The 25,253-nt window shown below is 73.6% G+C and carries 21 protein-coding genes and 1 pseudogene; 5 read left to right on the top strand and 17 right to left on the bottom strand.

Annotation, left to right across the window (positions count from 1 at the left end):
- Positions 1–11: 11 nt before the first annotated feature.
- Together ACFPZJ_RS32615 and ACFPZJ_RS32620 are read right to left on the bottom strand one after the other, a co-directional pair.
- Complete coding sequence (locus ACFPZJ_RS32615; protein ID WP_381029229.1) at positions 12–707, bottom strand: alpha/beta fold hydrolase; 696 nt, start codon at positions 705–707, stop codon at positions 12–14.
- Between the two features lie 241 nt (positions 708–948).
- Positions 949–1,518, bottom strand: a complete 570-nt coding sequence (locus tag ACFPZJ_RS32620; protein ID WP_381029232.1) for a hypothetical protein — start codon at positions 1,516–1,518, stop codon at positions 949–951.
- A gap of 324 nt (positions 1,519–1,842) precedes the next feature.
- Here ACFPZJ_RS32620 and ACFPZJ_RS32625 point away from each other — a divergent pair, with 324 nt between their 5' ends.
- Positions 1,843–2,277: a protease inhibitor gene (locus ACFPZJ_RS32625; protein ID WP_381029234.1), complete on the top strand. Its 435-nt coding sequence runs from the start codon at positions 1,843–1,845 to the stop codon at positions 2,275–2,277.
- Between the two features lie 160 nt (positions 2,278–2,437).
- Here ACFPZJ_RS32625 and ACFPZJ_RS32630 read toward each other — a convergent pair whose 3' ends face one another.
- The 5 genes from ACFPZJ_RS32630 to ACFPZJ_RS32650 all read right to left on the bottom strand — a co-directional run bounded on the left by ACFPZJ_RS32630 (position 2,438) and on the right by ACFPZJ_RS32650 (position 5,632).
- The gene (locus tag ACFPZJ_RS32630; RefSeq protein WP_381029236.1) at positions 2,438–2,635 is read right to left on the bottom strand and encodes a CDGSH iron-sulfur domain-containing protein; all 198 of its coding nucleotides are present in this window, start codon (positions 2,633–2,635) and stop codon (positions 2,438–2,440) included.
- Entirely contained in the window at positions 2,616–3,278 is a 663-nt protein-coding gene (locus ACFPZJ_RS32635) for a HemK2/MTQ2 family protein methyltransferase (protein WP_381029589.1), read from the bottom strand. The genes ACFPZJ_RS32630 and ACFPZJ_RS32635 overlap by 20 nt, the downstream gene beginning before the upstream one ends.
- A gap of 12 nt (positions 3,279–3,290) precedes the next feature.
- Positions 3,291–4,304, bottom strand: coding sequence for an iron-containing redox enzyme family protein (locus tag ACFPZJ_RS32640; RefSeq protein WP_381029238.1), 1,014 nt, complete (start codon positions 4,302–4,304; stop codon positions 3,291–3,293).
- Between the two features lie 81 nt (positions 4,305–4,385).
- Entirely contained in the window at positions 4,386–4,559 is a 174-nt protein-coding gene (locus tag ACFPZJ_RS32645; protein WP_381029240.1) for a hypothetical protein, read from the bottom strand.
- Between the two features lie 62 nt (positions 4,560–4,621).
- A complete protein-coding gene (locus tag ACFPZJ_RS32650) occupies positions 4,622–5,632 on the bottom strand; it encodes a Ppx/GppA family phosphatase (protein WP_381029242.1) in 1,011 nt (336 codons plus the stop codon).
- A gap of 116 nt (positions 5,633–5,748) precedes the next feature.
- Between ACFPZJ_RS32650 and ACFPZJ_RS32655 the strand changes: the two genes are divergently transcribed.
- Positions 5,749–6,102 (top strand): ArsR/SmtB family transcription factor, encoded by a 354-nt coding sequence (locus ACFPZJ_RS32655; protein WP_381029244.1) that lies wholly within the window; start codon positions 5,749–5,751, stop codon positions 6,100–6,102.
- A gap of 6 nt (positions 6,103–6,108) precedes the next feature.
- Positions 6,109–6,636, top strand: a complete 528-nt coding sequence (locus tag ACFPZJ_RS32660; protein WP_381029247.1) for an SRPBCC family protein — start codon at positions 6,109–6,111, stop codon at positions 6,634–6,636.
- Between the two features lie 4 nt (positions 6,637–6,640).
- Here ACFPZJ_RS32660 and ACFPZJ_RS32665 read toward each other — a convergent pair whose 3' ends face one another.
- The 5 genes from ACFPZJ_RS32665 to ACFPZJ_RS32685 all read right to left on the bottom strand — a co-directional run bounded on the left by ACFPZJ_RS32665 (position 6,641) and on the right by ACFPZJ_RS32685 (position 13,661).
- Positions 6,641–9,454 carry an NHLP bacteriocin export ABC transporter permease/ATPase subunit gene (locus tag ACFPZJ_RS32665; protein WP_381029249.1) on the bottom strand — a complete coding sequence of 938 codons (2,814 nt, stop codon included), beginning with the start codon at positions 9,452–9,454 and terminating at the stop codon, positions 6,641–6,643.
- Between the two features lies 1 nt (position 9,455).
- Positions 9,456–11,678: an NHLP family bacteriocin export ABC transporter peptidase/permease/ATPase subunit gene (locus tag ACFPZJ_RS32670; RefSeq protein WP_381029252.1), complete on the bottom strand. Its 2,223-nt coding sequence runs from the start codon at positions 11,676–11,678 to the stop codon at positions 9,456–9,458.
- The gene (locus ACFPZJ_RS32675; RefSeq protein WP_381029254.1) at positions 11,675–12,481 is read right to left on the bottom strand and encodes a biotin/lipoyl-containing protein; all 807 of its coding nucleotides are present in this window, start codon (positions 12,479–12,481) and stop codon (positions 11,675–11,677) included. The genes ACFPZJ_RS32670 and ACFPZJ_RS32675 overlap by 4 nt, the downstream gene beginning before the upstream one ends.
- Positions 12,482–12,576: 95 nt before the next feature.
- Positions 12,577–12,792: a type A2 lantipeptide gene (locus tag ACFPZJ_RS32680; RefSeq protein ID WP_381029256.1), complete on the bottom strand. Its 216-nt coding sequence runs from the start codon at positions 12,790–12,792 to the stop codon at positions 12,577–12,579.
- Between the two features lie 455 nt (positions 12,793–13,247).
- Positions 13,248–13,661, bottom strand: a complete 414-nt coding sequence (locus ACFPZJ_RS32685; RefSeq protein WP_381029259.1) for a PaaI family thioesterase — start codon at positions 13,659–13,661, stop codon at positions 13,248–13,250.
- A 186-nt stretch (positions 13,662–13,847) separates the two neighbouring features.
- Here ACFPZJ_RS32685 and ACFPZJ_RS32690 point away from each other — a divergent pair, with 186 nt between their 5' ends.
- On the top strand, positions 13,848–15,257 hold the full coding sequence (locus ACFPZJ_RS32690) for a S1 family peptidase (RefSeq protein WP_381029261.1): 1,410 nt from the start codon (positions 13,848–13,850) through the stop codon (positions 15,255–15,257).
- Between the two features lie 219 nt (positions 15,258–15,476).
- On the opposite strand, the gene ACFPZJ_RS32695 is transcribed toward ACFPZJ_RS32690, so the two are convergent.
- Positions 15,477–17,663 (bottom strand): SpoIIE family protein phosphatase, encoded by a 2,187-nt coding sequence (locus tag ACFPZJ_RS32695; RefSeq protein WP_381029592.1) that lies wholly within the window; start codon positions 17,661–17,663, stop codon positions 15,477–15,479.
- A 231-nt stretch (positions 17,664–17,894) separates the two neighbouring features.
- Here ACFPZJ_RS32695 and ACFPZJ_RS32700 point away from each other — a divergent pair.
- Positions 17,895–18,515 (top strand): annotated as a pseudogene (locus ACFPZJ_RS32700) (response regulator transcription factor); the annotation flags it as partial.
- On the opposite strand, the gene ACFPZJ_RS32705 reads toward ACFPZJ_RS32700, so the two are convergent.
- From ACFPZJ_RS32705 to lanKC, 4 genes are all read right to left on the bottom strand, one after another.
- Entirely contained in the window at positions 18,438–20,342 is a 1,905-nt protein-coding gene (locus ACFPZJ_RS32705) for an ATP-binding cassette domain-containing protein (RefSeq protein WP_381029263.1), read from the bottom strand. The pseudogene ACFPZJ_RS32700 and the gene ACFPZJ_RS32705 sit on opposite strands and share 78 nt — an antisense overlap.
- Positions 20,339–22,168 (bottom strand): ATP-binding cassette domain-containing protein, encoded by a 1,830-nt coding sequence (locus ACFPZJ_RS32710; protein ID WP_381029265.1) that lies wholly within the window; start codon positions 22,166–22,168, stop codon positions 20,339–20,341. The genes ACFPZJ_RS32705 and ACFPZJ_RS32710 overlap by 4 nt, the downstream gene beginning before the upstream one ends.
- A gap of 95 nt (positions 22,169–22,263) precedes the next feature.
- Complete coding sequence (locus ACFPZJ_RS32715) at positions 22,264–22,380, bottom strand: SapB/AmfS family lanthipeptide (protein ID WP_381029268.1); 117 nt, start codon at positions 22,378–22,380, stop codon at positions 22,264–22,266.
- 165 nt (positions 22,381–22,545) lie between these two features.
- On the bottom strand, positions 22,546–25,158 hold the full coding sequence (gene lanKC / locus ACFPZJ_RS32720) for a class III lanthionine synthetase LanKC (protein WP_381029271.1): 2,613 nt from the start codon (positions 25,156–25,158) through the stop codon (positions 22,546–22,548).
- Between the last annotated feature and the right edge of the window lie 95 nt (positions 25,159–25,253).

Here is a 25,253-nt window from a genome sequence, read left to right on the forward strand (position 1 = left end):
GGAGCGGGGGATCAGGCTGCCGTCGCCGACGCGTGCAGAACCAGGGCCAGTTGACGCGGCTCGGAGAACATCGGCCAGTGACCGGTGTCCAGCTTCACCAGCTCCCAGCGGTCGCTTGCGAGCAGCTCGGCCGCGGCGCCGCACGGCTCCTCACCGTCGAGGAGACACTTGACGTAGGTGCCCGGCAGTTCCCCGAGCGGACGGGCCATGACGGCCGGTTCGGTCAGCGTGGCCCCCGGATGAGGAGTCGCTCCGGCCACGATCCGGGCGATCTCGTCGTCCGTCAGTCCCTGGCCCGCGTAGTCGTCCGCTGCCTGGGGCGGCCAGTGGCCGCCGTGCTCCTCGACCGCCCGCCGCACGTGCTCGCTGGGCCAGCCCGACAGGAACGACTCCCCGTCGACGGCCACATCGGCGTCCACCAGCACCACACGCCGCAGCCGCCCGCCGATCCGCTCGGCGGCCTGGCCGACCGGGATGCCGGCGTAGCTGTGCCCGACGAGCACCACGTCCCGCAGCTCGCGTCGCTCCACCTCCTCCACGACGTCCCGCACATGCGTCTGCTGGCCGGCCGGCACGTCTCTCTTCTCGGCGAGCCCGGACAGCGTCAGCGCATGGACGTCGTGCCCGGCGGCGCGCAGTTCGGCCGCCACCTCGTCCCACGCCCACGCCCCGAGCCAAGTCCCCGCCACCAGTACGAAGTCGGTCATGCGGGCAACCTGGCCGAGCCCTCTGACAACGCCCCCAGGGACAGAAGGGCCGGCCGGAAGGGGAGGCTGCGTCGAGGGCGGGGCGCGCGTGGTGGCGTGACGTACGGAGGGTCGGTCGCCGTCGCGGGGATGTGCGGCGGCAGGAGGAGGCCGCCCTGACGGGCGTCCGCCGACGTCATGCCGGCACGACCGGGCGGACCAGGCGGCGGTTCGTCCACCTTCCGGGGCAGGGAGGTACGGATCATCCACCGGTCGGCCGGTCGTCGTCCTGCGGGGTGTCCGGCTCGGCCTCGGCGTCCGGTCCCTGCGCCCGGACCCGCTGGACGTGTTCGAGGGAGTCCCGCAGTTCGGTGAGCCAGTCGTCGGTGTGGCGCTGCACCAGGCGTACGCACCAGGCCAGCGCGTCGCTGCGGCTGCGGGCCACGCCGCCGGCGACCAGGGTGTCGAGGACCTGGCGCTCGGGTTGGCGCAGCCGGGTCATGACGGGGGCGGCCACGTGGGTGAACAGGGCGCGCTGCCCGCCGCACTCCACGCCCCAGGACACCTTGCGCCGGAACCGGTGCTCGGCCTCCCGGGCCACCGCGATCCGTGCCTCCCGGGTGCGTTCCCGGAACTCCTGGACGCGGCCCTGGACGGCCGCCTCCCGTTCGGCGGCCGAGGCGTCCTCGGCCAGCCGGGGCCCGGCGATGCGGCCGATGACGGTGATCTCCTCGCGGTCCACCGTGAGCTCGGGCGGCTCCTCGAAGAGGTCGTCGGGAAGGCGGCCGGCGAACCAGCCGCGCAGTTTCTCTCGCTGTTCGCTCGTAATCATGTAATGACGATTACTCGGCCCCGAGCATGAACGCAAGGGGTCCGGAAGCGGTCGATGACGAGCGGAACCGGAATGTTTCAGGCCTATTAAGGAGCAGAGGGAATTCGGCCAGGTGTCCGCATCGTGCGGTCGGCGGTGGCTCAGTTCCGGGGTTTCCGTGTGCGGCTTCCGTGACTTCTCGCCACTGATTCAATACGGAACGTTACTGAAACCGGTGGGGTCGATGTGAGTTTCGGCGGCGGACTCGGCAGACTCGCGCTCGCCGGCCCGGCACCGACCGAGCACGGACCGGTATCTGTCGAAACGAGCGGAAGGATGCACACAATGCGGAACACCGCGCGCTGGGCCACGACCCTCGGCCTCACGGCCGCCGCCGTCTGCGCACCCCTGGCGGGGACCGCGCTAGCTGCCCCGGGAAGTGCCCCCTCCGCGCTCTACGCACCGTCGGCCCTGGTGCTCACCGTGGGCCACGGCGAGAGCGCGGCCACCGCCACTCCGGAACGCGCGGTCACCCTGACCTGTGCCCCCAGGCCGGCCGGCACCCACCCGGCCGCCGCTTCGGCGTGTGCCGAGCTGAGCAGCGTCAGCGGCGAGTTCGACGCCCTGTCGGCCCGTGCCGACGTGCTGTGCACCAAGCAGTACGACCCGGTGGTCGTCACCGTCGACGGCGTGTGGCAGGGGCAGCGCGTCTCCTACGAGCGCACCTTCGCCAACGAGTGCGTGAAGAACGCCCACAGCTGGAGCGTCTTCACCTTCTAGGGACCGGGATCGTATGGCTCCCGTGAACGTGAAGCGGCCCGTAACTGGGGAGTGCGAGGCGCTGATGCGGGAACCGGCGGTCTCGTGCGAGGGGGCCGGCGGGCGGAGTGGGGCCGCCCGCCGGCCTCTGGGCCACGCCGCGCCACCCGGGCGCGGCCGGTCAGGACCTGTCGCGGTGGCTGGTGTCGCACCACGGGTAGCGACGGCTGCGGCGGCAGGTGCACAACGCCACCCGGAAGCGGTCGGAGCGGACGGTGGTGCCGTCCTCCAGCTCCACTTCCACCGGGCCTTCCACCAGCAGGGGCCCCTTGCGCCGGACGGTGATGCGCCGCGGGGTGTCAGACGGGGAGTTCGGCACGGACGACCACCAGCTCTTCCTCGTTGTCGGCGGCGGACAGCAGCCCCCGCTCCCGCAGCCAGCGCTCCCTGCCGCGCAGGACGGGACCGAACGCGATCCGCTGCCGGCGGGTCACCGCGGCCTTCAGACCGGCCGCGCGCAGCCGCTCGAGTGTGAGCCCGGTGTCGCTGAGCGCGGACTGGACGAGCAGCAGGACGCCGCCGGGCCGCAGCAGGGCGGGTGCCTCCCGGCAGATCCGGTCCAGGACCAGCCGCCCGTCAGCGCCCGCGTCCCAGGATCGGGCCGCGCCCCGCGGGCGCCCCCCGGTGTCCGGCGCGGGAACGTACGGGGGATTGGCCAGGATCAGGTCGAAGGACCGCCCCCGCACGGGATCGAAGAGGTTCCCGTGCCGGATGCGCAGCGGCAGACCGGCCCGCAGGGCATTGAGGCGGGCGGCCCACACCGCGCGCCGTGACACGTCGACCGCGGTCACGTGCGCTCCGCGCCGCGCGGCCTCCAGTGCCAGGGCGCCGGTCCCGGTGCCGACGTCAAGAACCTCCGCTCCCGGGGGGAGCGATTCCTCGGACAGGGCACCGGCCAGCAGCTCGGTGTCCTCCTGTGGGGCGTACACGCCCGGTGGTACCAGCGGATTCACGGCACCCAGGTACCCCGGCTCTCATGAGGTATGAGTGGTGGCGGCGACCGGTGAGGTGCGCAGCGACGAACGGCCCGCCCGCCAGTCGGCGAGGAGCCGGGCGGCGAAGCGGTCCTCCACGAACACGGTGGCGTCGACGCCGAAGGCCACGTCCGGCGCGAGGTGCGGCTCCCGCTCCAGCAGACCACCGATGACGTCGTGGCGCACGACCTGCTCGTGCACCGCGTCGGCCTCCACGTGCTCGTCGTAGAAGTGCTCGGCGGCGGGCCCCGCCCCGGTGCGGCGCATCGCCTCGGCGAGCCGCCGTGACCCGGGCGAGGAGGTGATCTCCACCGTCGCGAAGTGGCCCACGAGGGCGCCGCGCAGTGCCCGGTGCAGGCCGAACAGGGACATGAGGTTCACGGTGACCAGTGCCTCCGCGGACGCCGCGTCCAGGTAGTGGCCGTACGTGGTGTCCAGGCCCAGGTCCGTCATCAGGTCGGCGAACAGCTGGGCGTGCACGCGGTCCGGGCGGCCGCCGCCGTACTCGTCGAATTCCACCGCGGCCATCGCCGCCTTGGCGCGGCCCCACAGCCGGGGCAGCACCCAGGCGTGCGGGTCGGCCTCCTTCAGGTGGTACAGGGAGCGCTGGGCCGCGTACTCGCGCAGGTGCCACAGCTCGCCCTCGTCGCGCAGGAAGTGGGTGACGCCGGTGCCCTCCACGGGCTCCACCAGCAGCTCGGCGAGCGCGTCGGGCACGCTGTCGTGGACCCGGGCGTCCGCGCGCAGGGCGGACAGGAAGTGATGTTCCAGCGCGGCCCGGACCCTCAGCAGGTCCGGGTCCCACTCGCGCTCCGCGGCCACCCCCGCGAAACCGCGGTAGTGCAGCTCGTAACAGAGGTACAGGGCCAGCTGGACGTCGTCGCCGTACACGGACGCGGCGGCGACCTGCGCGGGGCCGGGCAGCGGTCCGGTGCCCAGCAGGTACTCCTCGACGGCGGCGGACAGGGGACCGCGCGGCTCCGGCAGTCTTGGTTCTTCGGGCTCGTGCTCCATGCGCTCCGGGTACCCGGGCGGGCCCGGGCCAGCCACCCGGGCCTCGCGCCGGACGTCTGCCGTGTGCGGCCGCGCCGCCGGTCAGTCGCGGTGCGACTCCTCCTGGGCCCGCGGGTTCGGTGTGATGGCCTCACCGGCCTCGCCCCGGCGGCGCCGCTGCTCCTCGGAGTCCCGCGTGCGCTTCTCGGCCTCCTCGACCTCGCGCAGCACTTCCTCGACGGCCGTCCTGGGCTCCTTGTGGGCGTCCTCGGACACGGTGTCCTCCTCCTTCGTACGGTCGGTCGGTACGGTCGGGCTGGGTTCGGTGCGTGTCGTCCTCAGCTGGTGGCGGTCGCGACGCGCAGCGGCACGGGATCGGGCGGTGCCGCCTCCTCGTTCAGGCGGCTGATCCGCGCCCACCAGGACGGGCCGTCCTCGATGTGGCGCAACAGGATCCCCTCGCGGATCGCCCAGGGGCAGATCGTGACCGCCTTCAGCCCGGTCAGCTTCATCGCCGTGTGCGCGACGACCGCGCCGGCCAGGCTCTGCGCGGCCCGCGGCGCGGAGATGCCGGGCAGGCGGGCGCGTTCGGCGGCGGGCAGCGCGGCCAGCCTGCCGATCGCCTCCCGCAGTTCCTCGCGGTGCAACTCCCGTTCCACGAACGGGCCGTGGCGCCCGGGCGCGGCCCCGCACAGCCGTCCCAGCTGCTGGAAGGTGCGGGAAGTGGCGACCGCCGTGCGCGGCCCCTCCCAGCGGATCCGGGCGGCGACGTCCCGCATCTGGTGGCGGACCTTGCGGCGCAGGGCCCGCAGCTGCTCGGGCGACGGCGGGTCCTGGCCCCCGTCGAAGAACTCGTGGGTGAGCCGTCCCGCGCCCAGCGGCAGCGAGGCCACGAAATCGGGCATCCGGCCCCGTCCGAAGGCGACCTCCAGGGAGCCGCCACCGATGTCCAGCAGGGCGAGCGGCCCCGAGCGCCAGCCCATCCAGCGCCGGGCCCCGAGGAACGTCAGCTCGGCCTCGACCTCGCCCGGCAGCGTGCACAGCTCGACGCCCGTACGGGCCCGGACGGTCCGCAGGACCTCCTGCCGGTTCGGCGCGTTCCGCACCACGGCGGTGGCGAAAGCCAGCGGATCGGCCGCGCCCCACCGGGCCGCGGTCGCTCTCGCCTCGGCGACGGCGTCGACGAGCGGCCCGATGGCCGGCTCCGGCACCGGGCCGCCCGGCCCGACCTGTTCCGACAGTCGCAGCCGCCACTTGGCGGTGTGCACCGGCAGCGGTACCCCGCCCTCCGCGTCCGCCACCACCAGCCTGACCGTCTTCGAGCCCACATCCACCACGCTGATTCGCATGCGCGGTGGGTACCCATTTACGCGCCGGACCAACGGCGGGACGTCCGGCGGTGGGCGAAGACGCGCCAGGTTCACATTCCTTGACCGGCATATAACCAACACGGCATATTGAGTTCATGGCCGACGCCTCGCTGTGGACCGCCCTCGCCGACCCGCACCGCCGGGCCATCGTCGCGCTGCTCCGGGAGCGGCCGCGACCCGTCGGGGAGATCGTGACGGCGTGCGGCCTGAGCCAGCCCAGCACGTCCAAGCACCTGCGCGTGCTCCGGCAGGCCGGTCTGGTGCGCGTACGACAGGACGCGCAGCGCCGCGTCTACGCCCTGGATCCCGCGCCGATGGCCGAACTGGACGCCTGGCTGGCCCCGTACCGCAAGCTCTGGAACGAGAGCCTCGACGCGCTGGGCCGCCGCCTCGACGCGGCGTCGCCACCCCCTGAGCCTGAGCCCGAGCCCCCCGCACCGAAGGACTGATCCACCATGGCCGCCGAGCTCACCGGCACGTATCTGACCCTGGACGACGGCCGCCCGGCCGTCCGTTTCCGCCGCGTCTACGACCACCCGATCGACCGCGTCTGGCACTTCGTGACCGACCCGGACGAGCTGGGCCACTGGTTCCCCTCGCGCGCCGAGATCGACCTGCGCCCCGGCGGCACGGTCACCTTCAGCGGCGACCCGAACCTGGAGGACTCCACGGGGCGGGTCATCGCCGTCGACCCGCCCCGGCACCTGTCCTTCCACTGGGACGGCGACGAAGTGCACTTCGATCTCGAGGAGGTCGACGAGCGCCGCACCCGCTTCACGCTCACCAACGTGCTCGGCGCCGCGGACACCGCCGCCCGCAACAGCGCCGGCTGGCAGGTGTGCCTGGCCGCGCTCGACGCCAAGGCGCAAGGCCAGCGTGTCGAGGGGCCGCACGCCGGGGCCCAGGCGTCCTGGAAGGTGCTCTACGACGCGTACGTCGCGGCCGGCGTGCCCTCGGGCGCACCGGTGCCCGGACAGGACTGACCCGTCAGGCCATCTGCCGCCGCACCAGCTCGTGCAGCCGGCCGCCCGTGTCGGCGAGCAGCTGGGCGGGCGGACCCTGCTGGACGACCTTGCCGTCCTCCATGACGACGACCCGGTCGGCGTCCAGCACGGTCGACAGCCGGTGCGCGATGACGACGCGCGTGGCGTTGAGGGCCTTGGTGCTCTCGATCACCGTGCGCTGCGTCTCGTTGTCCAGGGCGCTGGTCGCCTCGTCGAAGAACAGGATGCGGGGGCGGCGGATCAGCGCCTGGGCGATCATCAGCCGCTGCCGCTGGCCGCCGGAGATCGCGCCGCTGCCCGAGACGATGGTGTGCAGGCCCATCGGCATCCGCTTGATGTCCTCCGCGAGCCCGGCCAGCTCGGCCGCCGCCATCGCCTCTTCCGGCGTGTACGGCTCGGTGCCGCAGATGACGTCCAGGATCGAGCCGGTGAACGGCTGTGCGTGCTGGAGGACGACACCGCACTGACGGCGCACCGCCGACTGGTCCAGGGCCGCCAGGTCCTGCCCGTCGTACAGGACACTGCCCGACAGCGGGCGGTCGAAGCCGATGAGCAGCCTGAGCAGCGTCGACTTGCCGCAGCCGCTCGGGCCGACGATCGCCACGAACTCGCCCGGCCGCACCTCGAACGACACGTCGTCCAGGACCAGCGGACCGTCGTCCGAGTAACGGAAGGAGAGCCGCCGCGCCTCGATCGCCCCCGACAGCGGCCCCGGCCGGGTGCTCCCGGTGCGCACCTCGGGCGTCGCGTCCAGCACCGGCTTGATCTCCTCGAACAGCGGCAGCGCGGCCACCGCCGAGACGAAGGCGCCCGTGAGCTGGGTGACGGAGGTCAGCACCATCGTCACCGAGGTGTTGAAGGTGAGGAACGCCGCCGCCGACATCGACCCGCGCGCCGGACCGGCCAGCAGCATGAACATCAGCAGCGTGCACACCGGCAGGTAGACCGCGCCCAGCACCGTCGTCAGGTTCTTGATGCGGCCCACCTTCTGCTGCAGCTCACGGCTGCGCGCGAACTGGGACGCCCATGCGGCGTACGCGTAGTTCTCGGCCGCCGCCACCCGCAGCTTCGGCAGGCCGCGCAACGTCTGGAACGCCTGGTTGTTCAGCTTGTTGGTGAGCACCACCAGCCGCCGCTGCCAGCGCACCTGCCACAGTCCCAGCCCGAGGAACACCGCGGCGATGACGACCAGCATGCCGATCGCGGCCAGCGCCATCGGCACGCTGAACCACAGCAGCAGACCCAGGTTCATCGCGCCCACCGTGACCGACTGGGCGACCGTGGGCCCGGCGCCCGCCAGCAGCCGGCGGATCGCGCTGATGCCCATCGCCGCGCTCGCCAGCTCGCCGGTGGAACGCTCGGTGAAGAACGTGGTGGGCAGCCTCAGCAGCCGGTCCCACACGGCCGGCTGGAGCGTGGCCTCGATCCGGCCCTCCAGACGCAGCAGCGTCAGGTTCTGCAGCAGCATGAACGCCGCCGCCACCACACTGCTGAGGATCACCGCCAGACAGACCTGCACGATCAGACCGGTCTGCGCCTTCGGCACGAACTCGCCGAGCACCTTGCCGGTGGCGATCGGCACCAGCGCCCCGATCGCCACCGTCACCAGGCCGCTGACCAGCAGGCTGACGACATCGCCGCGCGTGCCGCGCAGGCAGAACCTCAGCAGCCGCAGCGGGCTGAGCCGCCGGTCGGGCAGCGGCCGGTAGAACATCACCGCACGCGGCTCGAACTCCTCGGCGTTGGCCTTCTCGATCGGCGTCTCACGGCCGGTGGACGGGTGGACCGCCACGTAGCCGCCACGCCGCCACAGCAGCGCGACGGGCGCACCGGACAGGGCGCGGTGTCCCACCAGTGGGCCGACGTCGTCCCGCCACCAGCGGCCGTCGAGGCGTACGGCCCGGGTACGCACCCGGGAGGCCAGCGCGATCCGCTCCACCGGGTCGAGCCGGTCACCGCCGGTGCCGGACTGCGCGGGCTCGGCCAGCGTGATCCCGGCCGCCCGGGCGACCAGCTTGCACGCCGCGTACGTCGCGTCGGCGTCGGCCGCCGTGGTGCGCTGCCCGGACCGCTTGCCGATGGACGCCAGGAGGGTCCGGTCGGCCTGGGCGCGCACGGCCTCGCCGGCCTTGATGCCCTCCGCCGTGCGGCTCTCGTGGGTGCGCTCCAGTTGCTCGATCCAGCGGTCCAGCGTGGTCAGCAGCCGGTACTGCTGGTCGACCATGGACTGCCACAGCGCCGGATCCATCAGCAGGTCGGCCGCGGCTTCCGCGCCGTACAGCGAGCCGTACTGCACGCTGCCGGGCGGCACCTGCATCCAGAACACGTCGTCGTCGGTGACCTCCTCCGCCCGCTCCGCCATCGGCGCCTGGAACAGGATCGACAGACTGCGGCCCACGCCGAGCGCGAGGGCGTACTCCAGCGGGCTCGTCGTCGGCGGGACGTACTGGGGGTTGCCGTACTCGTCGTACGACCAGGTCTGCGTGCTCGCGGGCTGGTACAGCTCGCGCAGTCCGATGCGGTGGACCACGCAGTCCCTGAGCGGACGCGCGACCAGGGTGTGCTGGGGTCCGGACGCCGGGCCGAGCAGCAGTGAGCCCGCCTCCAGGCGGCCGAGGTGGTGCCACTGCCCCTGCTGCTCGGCGTCCACCGCGAACAGGTCCACGGCGCCGGCCGCGACGAGCCACAGCACCTGCGGGCCCTCAAGGTCCAGGCGGCTGAACCCGGCGCAGTCGATCCGGGTACCGAGCGATCCGAACGCGCCGAGCACGTAGTCGTCGCCTTGCACGGTCGTCATCTCACCGCTCCCTGACCAGCGCCGCGTACGCGCCGCCGCGCGCCACCAGCTCCTCGTGCCGCCCGCGCTCCACGATCGTGCCGTGCTGCAGGACGACGATCTCGTCGCTGTCGCGCACCGTGCTCAGCCGGTGCGCGATCACCACACACGCGCAGCCCCGCTTGCGCAGGTTGTCCATGACGACCAGCTCGGTCTCCGCGTCCAGGGCGCTGGTCACCTCGTCCAGGACGAGGATGCTCGGCCGGCGCACCAGCGCCCGCGCGATCTCCAGGCGCTGGCGCTGCCCGCCCGAGAAGTTGCGGCCGTCCTGCTCGACCCTGCTGTGGATGCCTCCCGGCCGGCGCATGATCACGTCGTACAGCGCGGCGTCCCTGAGGGCCTCCACCACGGCGTCGTCCGGGATCGACGGGTCCCACAGCGCCACGTTGTCGCGGACCGTGCCCTCGAAGAGGAACACCTCCTGGTCGACGAAGGAGACGGAGGCGGCCAGCGCCCCGCGCGGGATGTCCTCGATGCGCTGCCCATCGATGCGGATGACGCCCTCCCACGGCGTGTACAGGCCCGAGATCAGCCGGGACACCGTGGACTTGCCGCTGCCCGAGCCGCCCACCAGCGCGACCTGCTGACCCGGCCCGACGGACAGGTCGAAACCGCTGAGCAGGGGCTTGTCGAGCGGGTTGTAGCCGAAGGTGAGGTTCTGCAGCTCCACGTGCCCGGCCAGGCGGCGCGTCGAATCGCCGGAGCCCGGTCGGCCGTAGAGCGGGTCGGCCTGGAAGTTCTCCACGTCCTTCAGCCGGGCCACGTCGGCGGCGAAGTCCTGGATGCGGCCCGCGACGCCGTTCAGCCGGGTCAGCGGCGCGGTGAAACGGGTGACCAGCGCCTGGAACGCCACCAGCAGGCCCACCGAGATGTGGCCCTCCACCGCGCGCATGCCGCCGATCCACAGGATCAGCGCGCTGTTGAGGGTGGCCAGCGTCGGCGCGACCACACCGAGCCAGGCGCTCGGCACCCCCAGCCGCTGCTGCTCCTCCAGTGTGGTGGCGTGCTGCCCGGCCCACTTGCGGAAGTAGCCGTCCTCACCGCCGGTCGCCTTCATCGTCTCGATCAGCTGAAGGCCGGTGTAGGAGGTGTTGGTGAGCCGGGCCGTGTCGGCGCGCAGCTTCGCCGTGCGCGTGGCCCGCAGCCGGATGACGACCCGCATCGCCACGATGTTCAGCAGCGCCACGCCGATGCCGACGAAGGTCAGCTGCGGGTCGTACGTGTAGAGCAGCACCGCGTACAGGACGACGACCACCGCGTCGACGCCCGCCGCCGCCAGGTCGCGGGCCAGCGTCTCGGCCACGGCGTCGTTGGACTGCAGGCGTTGCACCAGGTCGGCCGGGCTGCGCTGGGAGAAGAACGTCACCGGCAGCCGCAGCAGATGGCGCAGGAAGCGGGCGCTGGACAGCGTCGAGGAGATGATGCGGCCGCGCAGCAGGTTGGCCTGCTGGAGCCAGGTGAGCACGACCGTGAGCAGCACGCACGCCGCCATCGACGCGAACAGCGTGCCCAGCAGTGAGGTCTTGTTCCCGATCAGGAACTCGTCGATGTAGGTACGGCTCAGCGCGGGCACCGCCGCGCCGACCGCGACCAGCAGCAGACTCGCCAGGACGGCGGCGGGCATGGTGCCCGCGGTGCCGCGCAGCCGGGCGGGCATGGCGCCGAGGACACCCGGCTTGCGGCCGCCCCGGGTGAAGTCCTCGCCGGGCTCCATGACGAGGACGACGCCGGTGAAGCTGCCGTCGAAGTCCTCCAAGGGCACGAAACGGCGGCCCTTGCCCGGGTCGTTGATGTAGACGCCCCGGCGGCCGAAGCGGCGGCCCATGCCGTCGTAGACGACGTAGTGGTTGAACTCCCAGAACAGGATGGCCGGTGCCTTCACCTCGGCGAGGGCGGCCAGGTCCATCTGCATGCCCTTGGCGGTCAGGCCGTAACTGCGCGCCGCCTTCAGCAGGTTGCTGGCGCGCGAGCCGTCGCGGGAGACGCCGCAGGCGATGCGCAGCTCCTCCAGCGGGACGTGCCGGCCGTAGTGGCCGAGCACCATCGCCAGGGAGGCGGCGCCGCACTCCACGGCCTCCATCTGCAGCACGGTGGGCGTACGGACCGTCGTCGCCCGCGCCTTGGGCACCTTGCGTTTCGGCGGGGCGGCACGGCGCCTGCCCCGAGTCTCCTGTGCGGTGGTCACGGCAGCAGCCAATCGACGGGATGCTGGTCGGCCAGCCGGATCGAGCCCGTGGCCAGGGTCATGGAGGTCAGCTTGTACGGCGGTCCGTCCGCGGACGACCACTCGTAGCCGCTCTTGGTGGCGGAGGACCGGTCGAGCCTGACGGTGACGGCCACCGGCCTGCCCTTCTTGGTGAACTGCTCGCCCAGCTGGCTGTCCCCGAGGAACGCGCCGATCTGCTGGGCGGACTGGGCGGAACGGTCCACCGACTTCACATGGCCGCGCAGCACGCCGTACTCCTGGCTGGGCACCGACTGCACCGTCAGGTCGACGGAGGCGTGGTCGGGGATGGAGGCGGCGTTCTCGGCGGGGACGTACACCGTCGCGTACAGGGGATCCTCGGCGCGGGCGACCTTCTCCACGGCGGCGACGTTCGCGCCGGTCTGGATGATCTGCCCGACGCTGGCGGCGAGCGCGGACACCCGGCCCGCGTCCAGCGAGCGGACGACGGTCTCGCCCTTCGCGGTACGGACCTTCAGGACGGGGGAGCCGGCGGGCAGCCGCTCGCCCTGCTCGGCGAGGACCTCGGTGACCTGGCCGGCGACGGGGCTCTGCAGGACGTAACTTCCCTGCCCGTGCGTGAGGATGGCGGGCGCGCTGACCGTGGAGGCCACCGAGCCGGTCACCGCCCACAGCGAGGCGGCCGCCATCGCGACCACCGTCACCGACAGCACGAGCCAGCCCTGCGGGCGGGCGAAACGCACCGGGAGGTCGAGCTCCTCCGGTGACTGGAGCTTGGCGAGGGCCTGTTGGCGGAACTGCAAGGAACTTCCCTCACCCGTAGAAGAGAGTGTTGCTGCACGGGAGAATCCCGGAACCGCCGGCTGCGGCTCCGGGACTCAGTGGCGCGAAGGCGCGATCAGAGACCGGCGACCAGGTTGGTGACCGGGGCCGTGTTCAGGCCGGTGGTGCCCTCGACGGTGCCGACGACGGTGCCGACGATGCCGGAAACCGGGGCGATGCTGTCCACCGCGCCAGTAACGGTGTTCACGGCGTTCACGGACAGGCCACCGGAAACGGCGTCGAGCTCGGCGTCGGCGATCTCGACGGTCTCAACCTGGGGGGTGGAGTTCATGATGGAACTTCCCTTCGTATGGGTATTTCACAAGGGGGGAGCGGCCCCCTCTGGGGACAGATGGACGGCCGCGACCGCGGGTGCCGGGCGCCCGTCTCCGGAAGCCCTGGGGCGGCCCCCGCGGTGCGATGGATCAAAGCACGGTGCGGGTCCGAGCTTCCAATCAACCACCTGTCCCACCAGGGCACTTGCCTCCCACGGGCCTCGAACCGTGCAGGTGTGCGCACACCTCGGTGGCGAGTCCTTCACATGCGTCACGGCATCGGCTCACGCGGCCTGTTGAACCCCTGACAGCGAATCCGGCACTCCCTCACCAAAGGCGTGCCCGATGTCGTGGGCGGCGCCGTCCATGCCCTCTCCCGTGACCGGGTTGAGCATTCGATGTGCAGATTCGCTGAAGCCAGGCATCGTTTCAGTGATCGCGACAGATCGTTCACGATCGATTGCGGAGCGTGTCAGCCCAGCAGCGCGTACACCGCGCTCGCGCGTGCAGCCAGGAGCCCCGTCCGTTCGTCCGTCATGTCGATGTCGGCGAACGCCATGCGCCGGCCCAGCTTGGTCAGCACCGCTTCGATCAGGACATCCGAACCGGTCACCGCGCGCTGGAACGACGTCGACTGCTGAACGGTCGTCATGGGCCCGTAGGAGCCCCGCGCCGCCGACACGGCGATCACGGCCGCGGTGTCGGCGGCGGCCATCAGCGCCTGCCCCGACAGCGCGCCGCCCTCCCGTGCCAGCCGCTGTGACCAGGCAAGACGCAGAGTCGCGCGGTCGTCGCCGACCGCCTCGACCGACAGTCCGAGGTCGAGCACCCAGGGGGCGAAGCCCGCGGAGAGGATCTTGTCGGCTTCGGCGGTGGTCATCGTCATATGGGGGATTGTTCCCGCGAATCCCTCGGCCGATACGGGAGTTGGCCGATTCGCTGTCGCGACGCCCGTACCCGGAAACGGAATTGAACGCCCCGAACGGTCCGTGCGTACCCACTGCCATCCAGGCGCCCCGACGGCAGCCGAACGGCGGCCCACAGACTCCGGTCCCTCAGGAGGATGAGAAGTTTGAGTCACAAGCGAATTCCGAAGCGCAAGGCCGCGATAGCGGCGGGCGGCGTGGTGGCGCTCGGCGCGGCCGCGATCCTGCTCCCCAACGCCAACGCGTCACAGGACGGCGCGTCGGCAGGTGCCGCGGCCGCGCCGAAGACCCTCAAGGCGGCCGACGCCTCGGATCTCGCCTCGCAGCTCGCCGGGCTCCTCGGCGACGCGTTCGCCGGGTCCTACTACGACTCCGACAGCCGGCAGCTCGTCGTCAACGTGGTCAACGGCGACGACAACAACGTGGTCGTGCAGGCGAAGAAGGCGGGCGCACAGGTCCGCGAGGTCGACAACAGCATGGCCGAGCTGGAGGCCGGTGCGCAGACCCTCAAGGCGAAGGCGACCATCCCCGGCACCTCGTGGGCGGTCGACCCGCGCACCAACAAGATCCTGGTGACCGCCGACAGCACCGTCACCGGCGCCAAGTGGGACAGACTGGAGTCCACCGTGCGGAGCCTCGGCTCCGGCATGGCGACCATCAAGAAGTCCCAGGGCACTTTCAAGACGTTCGCCTCGGGCGGTGACGCCATCTTCGCCGGCGGCTCCCGCTGCTCGCTCGGCTTCAACGTCACGGCCGGCGACGGCTCTCCCGCCTTCCTGACCGCGGGGCACTGCGCCCTCGCGGGCGACCAGTGGTCGGACGCCGAGGGCGGCCAGCCGGTCGCCACGATCGACCAGGCCGTCTTCCCCGGCGACGGCGACTTCGCGCTCGCCAAGTACGACGACCCGGCGACCGCGGCCCCGAGCGAAGTCAACCTCGGCGACCAGACCGTCCAGATCACCGAGGCCGCCGAGGCGACGGTCGGCCAGCAGGTCATCCGGATGGGCAGCACGACGGGGCAGGACGCCGGCACGGTCCTCGGCCTCGACGCCACCGTGAACTACCCGGAGGGCACCGTCACCGGCCTCATCCAGACCGACGTCTGTGCCGAGCCCGGCGACAGCGGCGGTTCCCTGTTCACCCAGGACGGCCTCGCGATCGGCCTGACCTCGGGCGGCAGCGGTGACTGCACGGTCGGCGGCGAGACGTTCTTCCAGCCGGTCACCACCGCCCTGGAGGCGGTCGGCGCCACGCTCGGCGACGGCGGCGCGGCGGGCGGCGGCGAGGAAGCCGGCGCCGGCGACCAGGGCATCGGCAACGGCCAGGGCGCGGAGAACGGCCAGGGTGCCGAGAACGGCCAGGGCGTCGGCAACGGCCAGGGCGTCGGCAACGGCCAGGGCGTCGGCAACGGCCAGGGCGTTGGCAACGGCCAGGGCGTCGGCAACGGTGAAGAGGCCGGTGCCGGGGACGGCGTCGGCGAGGAGGCCGGAGCAGGCGCGGACGACGGCACCGGCGCGGGCGCGGACGACGACTCCGCTCTGACCCAGACCCGCTGACCCGACGGGTTCCCCCCACCCCGTCTCCCCCCACGGCGCCCACCGGCCCCGGTTCCGCTTCTGTTCCGGCGGAGCCGGGGCCCGACCCCGGGCGCACCCAGTCACCGTCCGGCCTCACCCGCGGTTCCGGTCGGCGGTGGACCGGGTCGGTCCTCCGGCGGGAGGACCGACCCGTCGCGCGTGACAGTTCCGTTCCGTCTCTGTCCGCGCCGACCGTGATCAGCGACCCGGCAGGTGCTGTGCACCACTGTCCGGCCGTGCCCTGAGCAGCAGCAGGGCGGTGTCGTCGAGGCGTTCCTCCCCGTCCGTGTCGGGCCGGTTGTGGTGGATGAGGCTGTCGGCGAGTTCGTCCAGCGGCCGGTCCCCGGTCTCGGCCAGCCGTCGGCTCAGGGCGGCGACGGCGTCCTCGAAGTCGACGCCCGGCGCCTCGACCAGCCCGTCCGTGTAGAGGACCAGCAGACATCCCGGGCCGAGATCCACCTCGGTCGTCGGATACGTGGCCGAGGCGTCGATGCCGAGCAGCGGACCGCCCGCGAGGTCCAGCACCCGCACCCGCCCGTCCGGCTTGCGCAGCAGGGGCGGCGGATGCCCCGCCCGGGACATCACGGCCCGTCCGTGCGCGGGGTCGAGCCGCAGGTACAGGCAGCTGGCGAACAGGTCGGACCCCAGGTCGAGCAGCAGCCGGTTGGTGCTGCGCATGACCTCCTCGGGCGCCTGCCCGACCGCCGTGTACGCGCGGACAGCGGTACGCACCTGCCCCATCAGCCCGGCCGCCGTCACGTTGTGCCCCTGCACGTCCCCGATCACCGCGGCCGCCTGCCCCTGGGCCGACACCAGGTCGTAGAAGTCGCCGCCGATGTCCATGCCCTGGGTGGCCGGCAGGTAGCGGGCCGCCGCCTCGATGCCCGGCAGTTGCGGCAGCGAGTGCGGCAGCAGCGCCTCCTGAAGGCCGTGCGCGAGCCGGAGCTTGGTGTCGTACAGCAGCGCCCGCTCCAGCGCCTGCGCGATCAGCCCGGCCAGACTGGTCAGCACCGCCCGCTCCTCCGTCGGGAAGGGATGCGGCTCGGCATAGGCCAGCACACAGGTGCCCACCGGCCGCCCGGAGGCGATCAGCGGCAGGCAGGCCCAGGCCGCGTAACCGTCCCGGTCGGCCTGCCGCGTCGGATACAGGTACTCCAGCCGCTCGCGCGACTCGAAGAACGCGGGCACCCCGGTGCGCAGCACCTGCGTCCACGGGGCCCGCTCCGTCAGCGGCATCCGGTCGAACCGCTCCACCATCCGCGGGTCGGGATAGCCGCGATGCCCGAGCACGCGCAGCCGGCCCGTCTGTGACCCGAGCACGACCAGGCCCTGGCTGCCCACGGCCGGGGCGACCTCGTCCGCGACCAGCTGCACCACGTCCTGCACCCCCACCGCCTCCGTCAGCGCCCCGGCCAGGCTCAGCACCTGGGAGATGGTGACCAGCCGGGACGGCGCGCCGCCGGGCGCCGCAGCGGTGCGGTTCATCTCCGACACCGCCCGCGCCCTGTTGATGCGGACGGTCAGTCCGGTCGTACTCGGATACAGGCGGAACGACAGCCAGTCGCCGGGCGGGCGCAGCGCCACGAACGAGGTGGTGTGCTGGCTGAACAGCGCGGCGCGGTAGCGGTCCTCGTACACGGGGTCGTTCAGCCAGGGCACCGACGCCCACAGCTGCGTGCCGAGCAGCCGGCTGACCGGAACGCCCAGGAGCTCCGCCACCGCCGAGTTGGCGAAGCCGACCCGGCCGTGCAGATCGAGCGAGCACAGCCCGTACGGCAGCCGCCCCACCATGCGGGCCGACTCGACCGTGCCGAGCGTGCCGGCCACCCCGCCGACCAGCGGTCCGCCGATCAGATCCGGTTCGGGATGCGGCGGAAGACTGTGTTCCGCCGCGCGCTCCAGCCGCACGGCCAGCCGGTCGCAGGCCGCGGTCAGGTGCTCCCGCTCCCGGTCCGACAGCTCCGGCGGATGCGAACCCGGCCAGGTCACGAAAACGGCGCCGTACACGGTCGTGCTGGTCGCCACCGGCAGCGCGGCCAGCGCGAACGGGTACGGCAGCACCACGGCGATGCGCGGGTAGCGGCGCGCCATCTCCTGTTCGCCGCCCACCCAGACCAACCGCCTCTCGCGCACCGCGTCGGCCACCGGGATCGGCGCGTTCAGCCCGACCCGCTCCCACGGCGCGGCGAAGGCCCGGGGCAGTCCCGCCATCACCGCCATCTGCAGCACCGGCTGGTCCGGCGCCAGCAGATAGACCGCGCCGGAGTGGGCGTGCACCTCGTCCATCATCGAGGCCAGCGCCAGGGACAGCAGGGGACGTCCGACCGGCACCCTGGCGGCCGCCGGTGCCTGCGGAGACGACTGCCCGTCGGACACGGCGACCACCTCCTCGCGCACGGCCGGGCGACGTGTCCCAGGGTCAAATCTCCCCCCTGTCGGCTCGTCGCGCACGGCGAGCCGCACAGGAGTCCGCCCGGGACCGCCCGGTCGTGGGTCCACGGGGCACCCACGCCACGGTGAAGGGACCGCGCGTACCCCCTTCGCCCCGACCCATGCCGCCGCAGTCGATGCGCGCCACGGTGCACGGGCGCCGCGTATGCGCCCCCGCGCACCCTGATGGCCGGTTCTTCGTGTCCGCCGACGGTCACGATCGCGAACAATGGGGCACGCGCTCAACACGATGAAGTCCTACGGCGAGCTGAGGGGGTGGCGGTGATCCGGGTGCTGCTGGTGCACGACGAGAGTCTGGTCCGCTCGGTGCTGGCGGAGTGGCTGCGGCGGGAACCCGACCTGGTGGTGGACGACACGCCGTGGCGCGGCGCACCGGGCCGGGTGCGTTCCGAGCGGCCGGACGTCTGCGCGGTGGACCTGGAGTCCTCGGAGTCGTACGGCATCCCGCCCCTGGCTGAGCTGTGCCCGTGCGGGCCGGGTGCCGTGCGCCCGAGACTGCTCGTGCTCGCCGGCGCCAACCGGCCGGGCCTGCTCAGACGGGCGGTGGAGGCGGGGGCGCTGGGTTATGTGGACAAGGAGGGCTCACCGGAGAACCTGGTGCGCGGCATCCGCCGCGTCGCCGAGGGGGAACGTTTCATCAACGACTCACTGGGCTTTGCGTTCCTCAAGGCCGCGGAGATGCCGCTGACCCGCCGCGAGCTGAGCGTGTTATCCCTCGCCGCCGAGGGAGCGTCCATCGCGGAGATCGCCGGGAGCCTGCATCTGTCCCACGGGACCGTGCGCAACTACATGGCGGCCATCACCCGCAAGACCGGCGCCCGCAACCGCATCGACGCCATCCGCATCTCGCAGGGGCAGGGCTGGCTGTGACCGCGCCGGCAGGGGTACGAACGTCCAGCCGCCGACGAGATCCCGGTACGGGGCCGAGGACCGCATCAGCTCGTCATGGGTCCCGTACGCCGTCTCCCCGCCGTCCATCACCAGGACGTGGTCCGCGCGGCGGGCCGAGCTGATGCGGTGGGCCACGACCACCAGGGTCCCGCCGGGCCGGGCCGCGAAGGCCCGCTCCGCGCGCGCCTCCGTCTCCGGATCCAGATGGCAGGTCGCCTCGTCGAGCAGGGCGAGCGGGGCGGGCGAGAGATAGGCCCGGGCCAGCGCGATCAGCTGCCGCTCGCCGGCCGACAGGGCTGCCGGGTCCACCGGGGCGTCGGGTCCGCCGAGCCTGTCCAGCAGGGGCGCGAGCCCGACCGCCTCGGCCGCGGCGAGCACCTCCCGCACGGCCAGCGGGCCCGGCCGCAGGTGCCCGAGGTTCTCGGCGAGGGTGCCGCTGAAGACGTACGCCTCCTGCGGGATGAGTACGCGCAGGGCGGCGGCCGCGGGGCCGGGCACCGGGTGTCCGCCGATCCGGATCGCGCCGCGCGCGGGCGCGAGCAGCCCGGCGACGAGCGCCGCGAGCGTGGACTTGCCGACGCCGCTCGGCCCGACGACGGCCAGGTGGCCGCCGGAGGGGACCTCCAGGTCGAGGTCCTGGACCACGGGGGCGCCGGCGGGGCCGTAGGCGAAGGTGACGCGGGAGAGGGAGAGGGCGGGGGCAGTGGTGGAGCGTGGCGGGGGCGGCTCGGGGGACGGCGGAGCGGCGGACCGCGTGGGGACGCTGGGGGCGCGCGCGGAGGCGTCATCCGGCTCCGGCGTGTCGGGCACCAGGCGGTGCAGGACCACCGCCAGGCGGGAACCGCTGACGCCGACGCCGTGGACCAGGTTGCGCAGGGCGGGCAGGAGGGACTGGGTGACGTAGGCGAGGGCACCGACCAGGGCACCCGGGGTGACTCCGTGGGCGAGGAGCCAGGGAGCGGCGGCCGGCAGCAGCACGATCGGCAGCTGCCCGCCGAGCGCCAGGGACGCCACCCGCAGCACACCCCAGCGGGCGAGCGAGCGCGCCGCCCGCAGCTCGGCCTCGACGCGGCGGCCGGTTCCGTCGGCGATCCGCGTCTCGGCACCGGCCGCGGTGATGTCCCGCAGCCCCGGGCAGACGCCGCCCAGGTGCCCGGCGAGGGCCTCGTCCGCGACGAGGAACGCCTCCTGCCGGCGGGCCAGCGGCCGCAGGGTCGACGCGAACAGGACCGTCCCGGCGGCGAGCGGTGGCCCGACGACCAGCAGCAGCGGCGGGGCGAGCGACATCAGGCCGGCGAGCGCGCCGACGGCGGTGAAGACGAAGGAGCGGGACACCATCACCAGCCCGGCGAAGGTGTCGCGGGCGATCTCCACCTGCTGGGTCAGACCGGACAGCGCCCCCGCGTCACCCGTGCGCACCCCGCGGGCGACCACATGCGTGACGAGCCGGTCCCTGAACGGTTCCACGAGCGCGGCGACCGCCGCGTACACCCGCGCGGTGCCGTACGCGCCGACGAGGACACCGGCACCGGCCACGGCCAGCCAGGCGAGCCCGGTGCCCGGCTCTCCGCGCAGGAACCCGTCGTCCACGGCTCGGGCCGGCGCGTACCCGAGGAGAAAGGTCTGCCCGGTCTCCAGCACCGACCAGCCGCCCAGCCGCAGCAGAACCCGCCACCGCTCCCGCAGGAAGCGCAGGCCGCGGGGGCCGACCGCGCCGCTCATGGCCGGGCTCCCTCCGGGGAGGCCGGGTCCGCGGAAGCCCACGAGTCCGGCGCGGAACCGGGACCGGTCGACGCCGACGGGGCCGGCCCGGCCGCCCTGGAGGCCGTTTCCTCCCCGAACACCGCCCGGTACTCCGCCGTCCCCCACAGCTCCTCGTGCCGGCCCAGGGCCCGCACCCGTCCTCCGTCCAGCCAGGCGACGGCGTCCGCGCGGGCGGCCGTGGCGGCGCGGTGGGCGACCAGCAGCCGGGTGCCGTGCGGGCCGTCACCATCGCCGTCGCCGAGCAGGGCCCGGGTGATGTGGTGTTCGGTCACCGTGTCGAGGCTGGAGAGGGCGTCGTCGAGGATCAGCAGACGACCGCCGTGGGCGAACGCGCGTGCCAGGCCGAGCCGTTGGGCCTCGCCGCCGGAGCGCGGGGCGTCGGCGACAGGGGTGGCGTAGCCGTCGGGCAGGCGGCGCACGAAGTCGTCCGCACGGGCCGTACGGGCCGCTTCCCGGACGCGGGCGGGGGACGGGCACAGCAGGCCGAGGCCGATCGTCTCCTCGACCGTGGTTCCCAGCAGGGCGGGGCGGGCGAAGGCGTAGGCGACGGAGTGCCGCAGCTCCTCGTGGGTGAGGTCGCGCAGCGGCACCCCGTCGAGCAGGACCTCGCCCGCGTCCGGGTCGGCCAGCCGCCCGGCGAGTGCGGCGAGCAGGGACTTGCCCGCGCCGGACCGGCCGACCACCGCCAGGGTCGTCCCGCCGGGAACGACGAGGTCCACGCCGTCGAGCACCGTGCGTCCGCCGCGCCGGGCGGTCACGCCGCGCAGCTCCAGCAGGCCGGGGCCCGTCGGCAGCCGGCGGGCGCCGTACGCGGTCACGGGCTCGGCGAAGACCTCGCCGAGCCGGGCGGCCGCCGCCCTGGCCCGGGCCAGACCCGCCAGGTGCCCGACCAGCACGCCGACTCCGGTCGCGAGGACCGCGTACCGCGAGGCCGCGAGCACCTCGCCCACCGACAGCCGGTGCCGGGTGAGCAGGACACCGGCGACGGCGACGACACCGAGCTGGAGCAGCGGCGCCACGGCGACGGCCTGTCCGGCGGCCCGCCCCTGCACCCGCCACATCCGGTGGCCCGCGCCGGACAGCTCGGGCAGCGGCCGCAGGATCCGCCGTGTCTCCCGGTCCGCCGTACCCGCCGCACGCACGGTGCGGAACCCGTCGACGGTCTCCGCCAGCGCGGCGGCGATCCGCCCCTGGACGCGCTGGTAGTGCGCCGCGCAGTCGGCGGTGTCGCGGGCGACGGTGCGCAGCAGCAGGGTCAGCACGGGCGCTCCGGTGAGGAAGACGGCCGCGAGCCGCCAGTCCACGAGGGCGAGGGCGACCACTCCGCCGACCGGGCCGGCGAGCCCGGCCGGCAGCGCCGCCCGGGCCGCGGGGGTCGTCCCGGCCTGGGCGGCCGTGCCGACCAGGCGCGCGACGAGGTCACCGGAGCCGAAGCGCTCCGCGGCCCGGGGGCCGACGCCCAGGACGTGCCGGGTCAGGCGGCGGCGCAGCCACGCGGTGGTGCGGGCGTCCACGGTGCCGGTGAGGACGGTCTGGGCCGCGTCGAGGCCGGCGAGCAGCAGCACGAGTCCGGCGCAGTACAGCACCCAGCGGTTCGCCGGGGCGTGCGCCAGCAGAAGGTCCAGGGTGCGGCCCAGCAAGGCGGGCAGCAGCAGGCCGGCGCCCGTCGCGGTGATGCTCACCAGGCACAGGGCCGCACAATGGGGCCCGCTGTGCCGGGTGGCCGCACGCAGCAGCGCGCGGGCGTGTCCGGGCGCCGGGTCGGTGTCGGGCGGCGTCGTCATGCGGCCCCTTCGCGTCCGGGTTCGGGCGGCGTGCACGGACCCCGGGCGGCCCCTGTCGAGGGAGCGGGCCGCCCGGAGCCTGGTCGCGCTGTGCGTCAGAGACAGAGCAGGACGCTGGCCGCGCTGATGCAGGACAGCAGGCTCACCGTGCTGTTGCCGCCGCCGTCCGTCCGCTCCTCGGACTCCAGGGTCTGCAGGTCGAGAAGTGCCATGGTGTTCCCTTCCTTTGGGTGTCCGTCCGTCCCTGTCCATCCGTGGGGACGGGGTGGTGTCACGGCTCCGCGCGGACGCGAAGCACGTGGGTGGTGTCACGCTCCGCCGGGAGGCGAAGCGCGTGGGGTGGTGTCACGACTCCGTCAGGTCGCGGAGCCGCGTCTTCAGGGCCGCTGTCGCGGCGGGGGGAGGAACGGCAGGTGGGCGCCGGACGCGGGGTCGAGCGCCGCGCCGAGTGCCAGCAGGCACCCTGCCGTGCCGGTGGCGAGGTCCATGGACAGCCGCATCATCTGGTGGCCCGGGAAGGCCAGCTGTCCCTCGTACGCCATCGCGAACCAGCCGAGTCCGGCGATCTGTCCGGCCAGCCGCTCGGCGTCGGCGCCCGGCGTGGTCGTGCGGCTGAGGTGCAGGATCATGCCGGCCCGGCCCTGGAAGAGCCCGGGCTGCGCGTAGAACCGGGAGGTCGCGGCGGTCAGGATCCCGGCGCGGGCCGCCTCGAACTCCCCGCCGGGGTCCGGGGCGTGCGCGAGGTGGTCGTCGAGGACCAGGCCGAGTCCGACGCTGCCGTCGCCGAGGTAGGGCAGGGTCCGCCAGCCCTCGTCGACCTCCACCGCACCGTTCTCGCGCGTCACGCAGCACGCCAGGTCCCGGCGCAGTGCCACGCCGGCCGCCTCCAGCAGCTCCGGCTCGCCGGTCCGCTCGTACTGCCGCAGCAGGAACAGCGCGGGCCCGCTCGCGCCCCGCAGCAGCCCGGCACGGCGCCGGGACGAGGGCGAGGGCGAAGACGAAAACGGGGCCGGGGGCGGCTCGGCGAGCCGCCGGAGGAGGATCCGCGCGGCCTCGGCGGCCCGGTGCCGCAGTTCCCTCTCGCCGGTCGTGTCCGCCAGGTGTCCCAGGACCAGGCCCAGTCCGGCCAGTCCGCCGTGCAGGTCGGAGGAGAGGCGCTGCCACCGCTCCGCGAGGATGCCCTCCAGCAGGTCCAGTGCCCGCTGCCGGTGCCCGAGCCGCTCGAGGACGTACGCCACGCCCGCCAGACCGTCGTACAGACCGAGCGGCGTTCCGGCCGGGGCCGGTCCGGTGCGGGCCAGCAGCCAGCGCTCGCCCTCCTCGTACCGCTCGGCGCCGGCCGCGTCCAGCGCGTACAGCACACCGGCCGCGCCGTGCGCGAGGCCGAGGCCGCCGCCGTCGGAGAACTGGGCGATGTCGCCGGGGAAGAGCCGGTCGGCGCGCTCCGGGGTGGCCGAGGCGAGGATCGCCTTGACCATCGAGTCGCGGCTGTAGGGCCAGTCTCCGGGCTCCACCAGCGAGGAGGGCACGGCCGTGGCACGGCCGGACACCTCCCGCGTGATCTCCGCGACCGCCTCGTCCAGGAAGGCGCGCGGCACGTCCGGGAACTGCTCCGCGATCACCTCCGCCAGATGGGCCGCCTTGCCGCGGTCCACCACGAACAGCGTGGTGACGGGCAGGAACAGCGCGAGCCTCAGACAGGCCAGCGCGTACCGGTCGACGTCGGCGCCCCGGCGGTCCGGCGGGGCGAAGAAGCCGGGGTGGGCGACGACCTGGCGGCCCCGCTCCTCGGCCGGGGCCCCCGCCTCGAAGTCGATCAGGAAGACCGACTCCTCGTCGGGGGCGACCATGATGTTGAAGACGTGCAGGTCGTTGAAGACGATGCCGCGCGCGTGCACGGCCGCCACCGCCTCCTCCACCTTGCGGTGCACGCGCAGCGCCCACCGCGTGTAGGCGGCCACCGCGTCCGGATCGGGGTCCGGGGCGAGCAGCGGGTGCCGCTCGGCGAAGAAGGAGTTCAGCGGGCGGCCCTCGACGAAGTCCATGACCAGGAAGCGGTGCCCGCCGAGCTCGAACCAGTCGCGCACCTCCGGCACCACACCCGTGCCCGCCACCCGCTCCAGCGCGGCCTTCTCCCGCTGAAGACGCGCGATCGCGTCCGCGCCGTCGGCGGCCAGGCCCGCGTGCGGCCGGCCCTCCTTCAGGACGACCTTGCGCCCCGTGCGGGTGTCGGTGCCCGCGTACACGCCGCCGCCGTTGGAGAAGTGCAGCGCCTTCTCGATGCGGTACGGCAGCTCGCCCACCGTCGTGGTGTTGCGCGCCTGAAGATGCGGCCGGAGGAACTCCGGCAGCGTCACCCACTCCGGGACCTGGAACGACGGGGTGCGCCGGTCCGGCACCAGCCGGCCCTCGCCGTCCCGCACCGCGGGCACCAGCGAGCCCCGCTCGTCGACCACGAACGAACGCGCGAAGGCGCCGTAGCGGACGTACAGCGGACCGTCGTGCCAGCGCAGATCGGTGAGGATGTACGGCCCCTCGAAGCCCTCCAGCAGCGCGCCCAGCTCGCGCAGCACCCGGTGCAGCTGTTCCTCGCCGTCCGGGTAGACGGTGACGAACTTGCCGCTGCCCTCGCGCGGCGCGTACTTGGTGTTGCGCAGGTGCAGCAGGTGCGGGCCGGGCACGAACTTGAACGGGATGCGGCGCGGGACGCAGTAGTCCCACACGGCGGCCGCGATGGCGTCCGCGTTCGCGCGGGTGGCCGAGGCGTGGATCTTCCAGCCCTGGGCCGGACCCGGCCGAGGGTCGCCGTCCGGGCCGAGCGGCGTCAGCGTGAGCCAGTCGCCGATCCGCGCCGCGTCCCAGCCCGCGGGCACCGGCCGGCGCGCCGTCTCGAACAGCGGTGCCGCCTCCTGCCCCTCACCGGAGAGCCGGTCCGGCGTGTCGTAGAAGTGCCGGTCGGCGAGCGCGTACACCTCGTACCGCTTGTCCATGCGTCCCCCTCCGTGACGGCACCGAGCCTTCCAGCCGCCGACGGGCCCGGACAGTCACGCCTGTCACGTCCTCCCCGTGCGGAACGCATGCGTCA

Source organism: Streptomyces bullii (genome assembly GCF_042657145.1).
In the GTDB taxonomy this organism is placed as follows: domain Bacteria; phylum Actinomycetota; class Actinomycetes; order Streptomycetales; family Streptomycetaceae; genus Streptomyces; species Streptomyces bullii.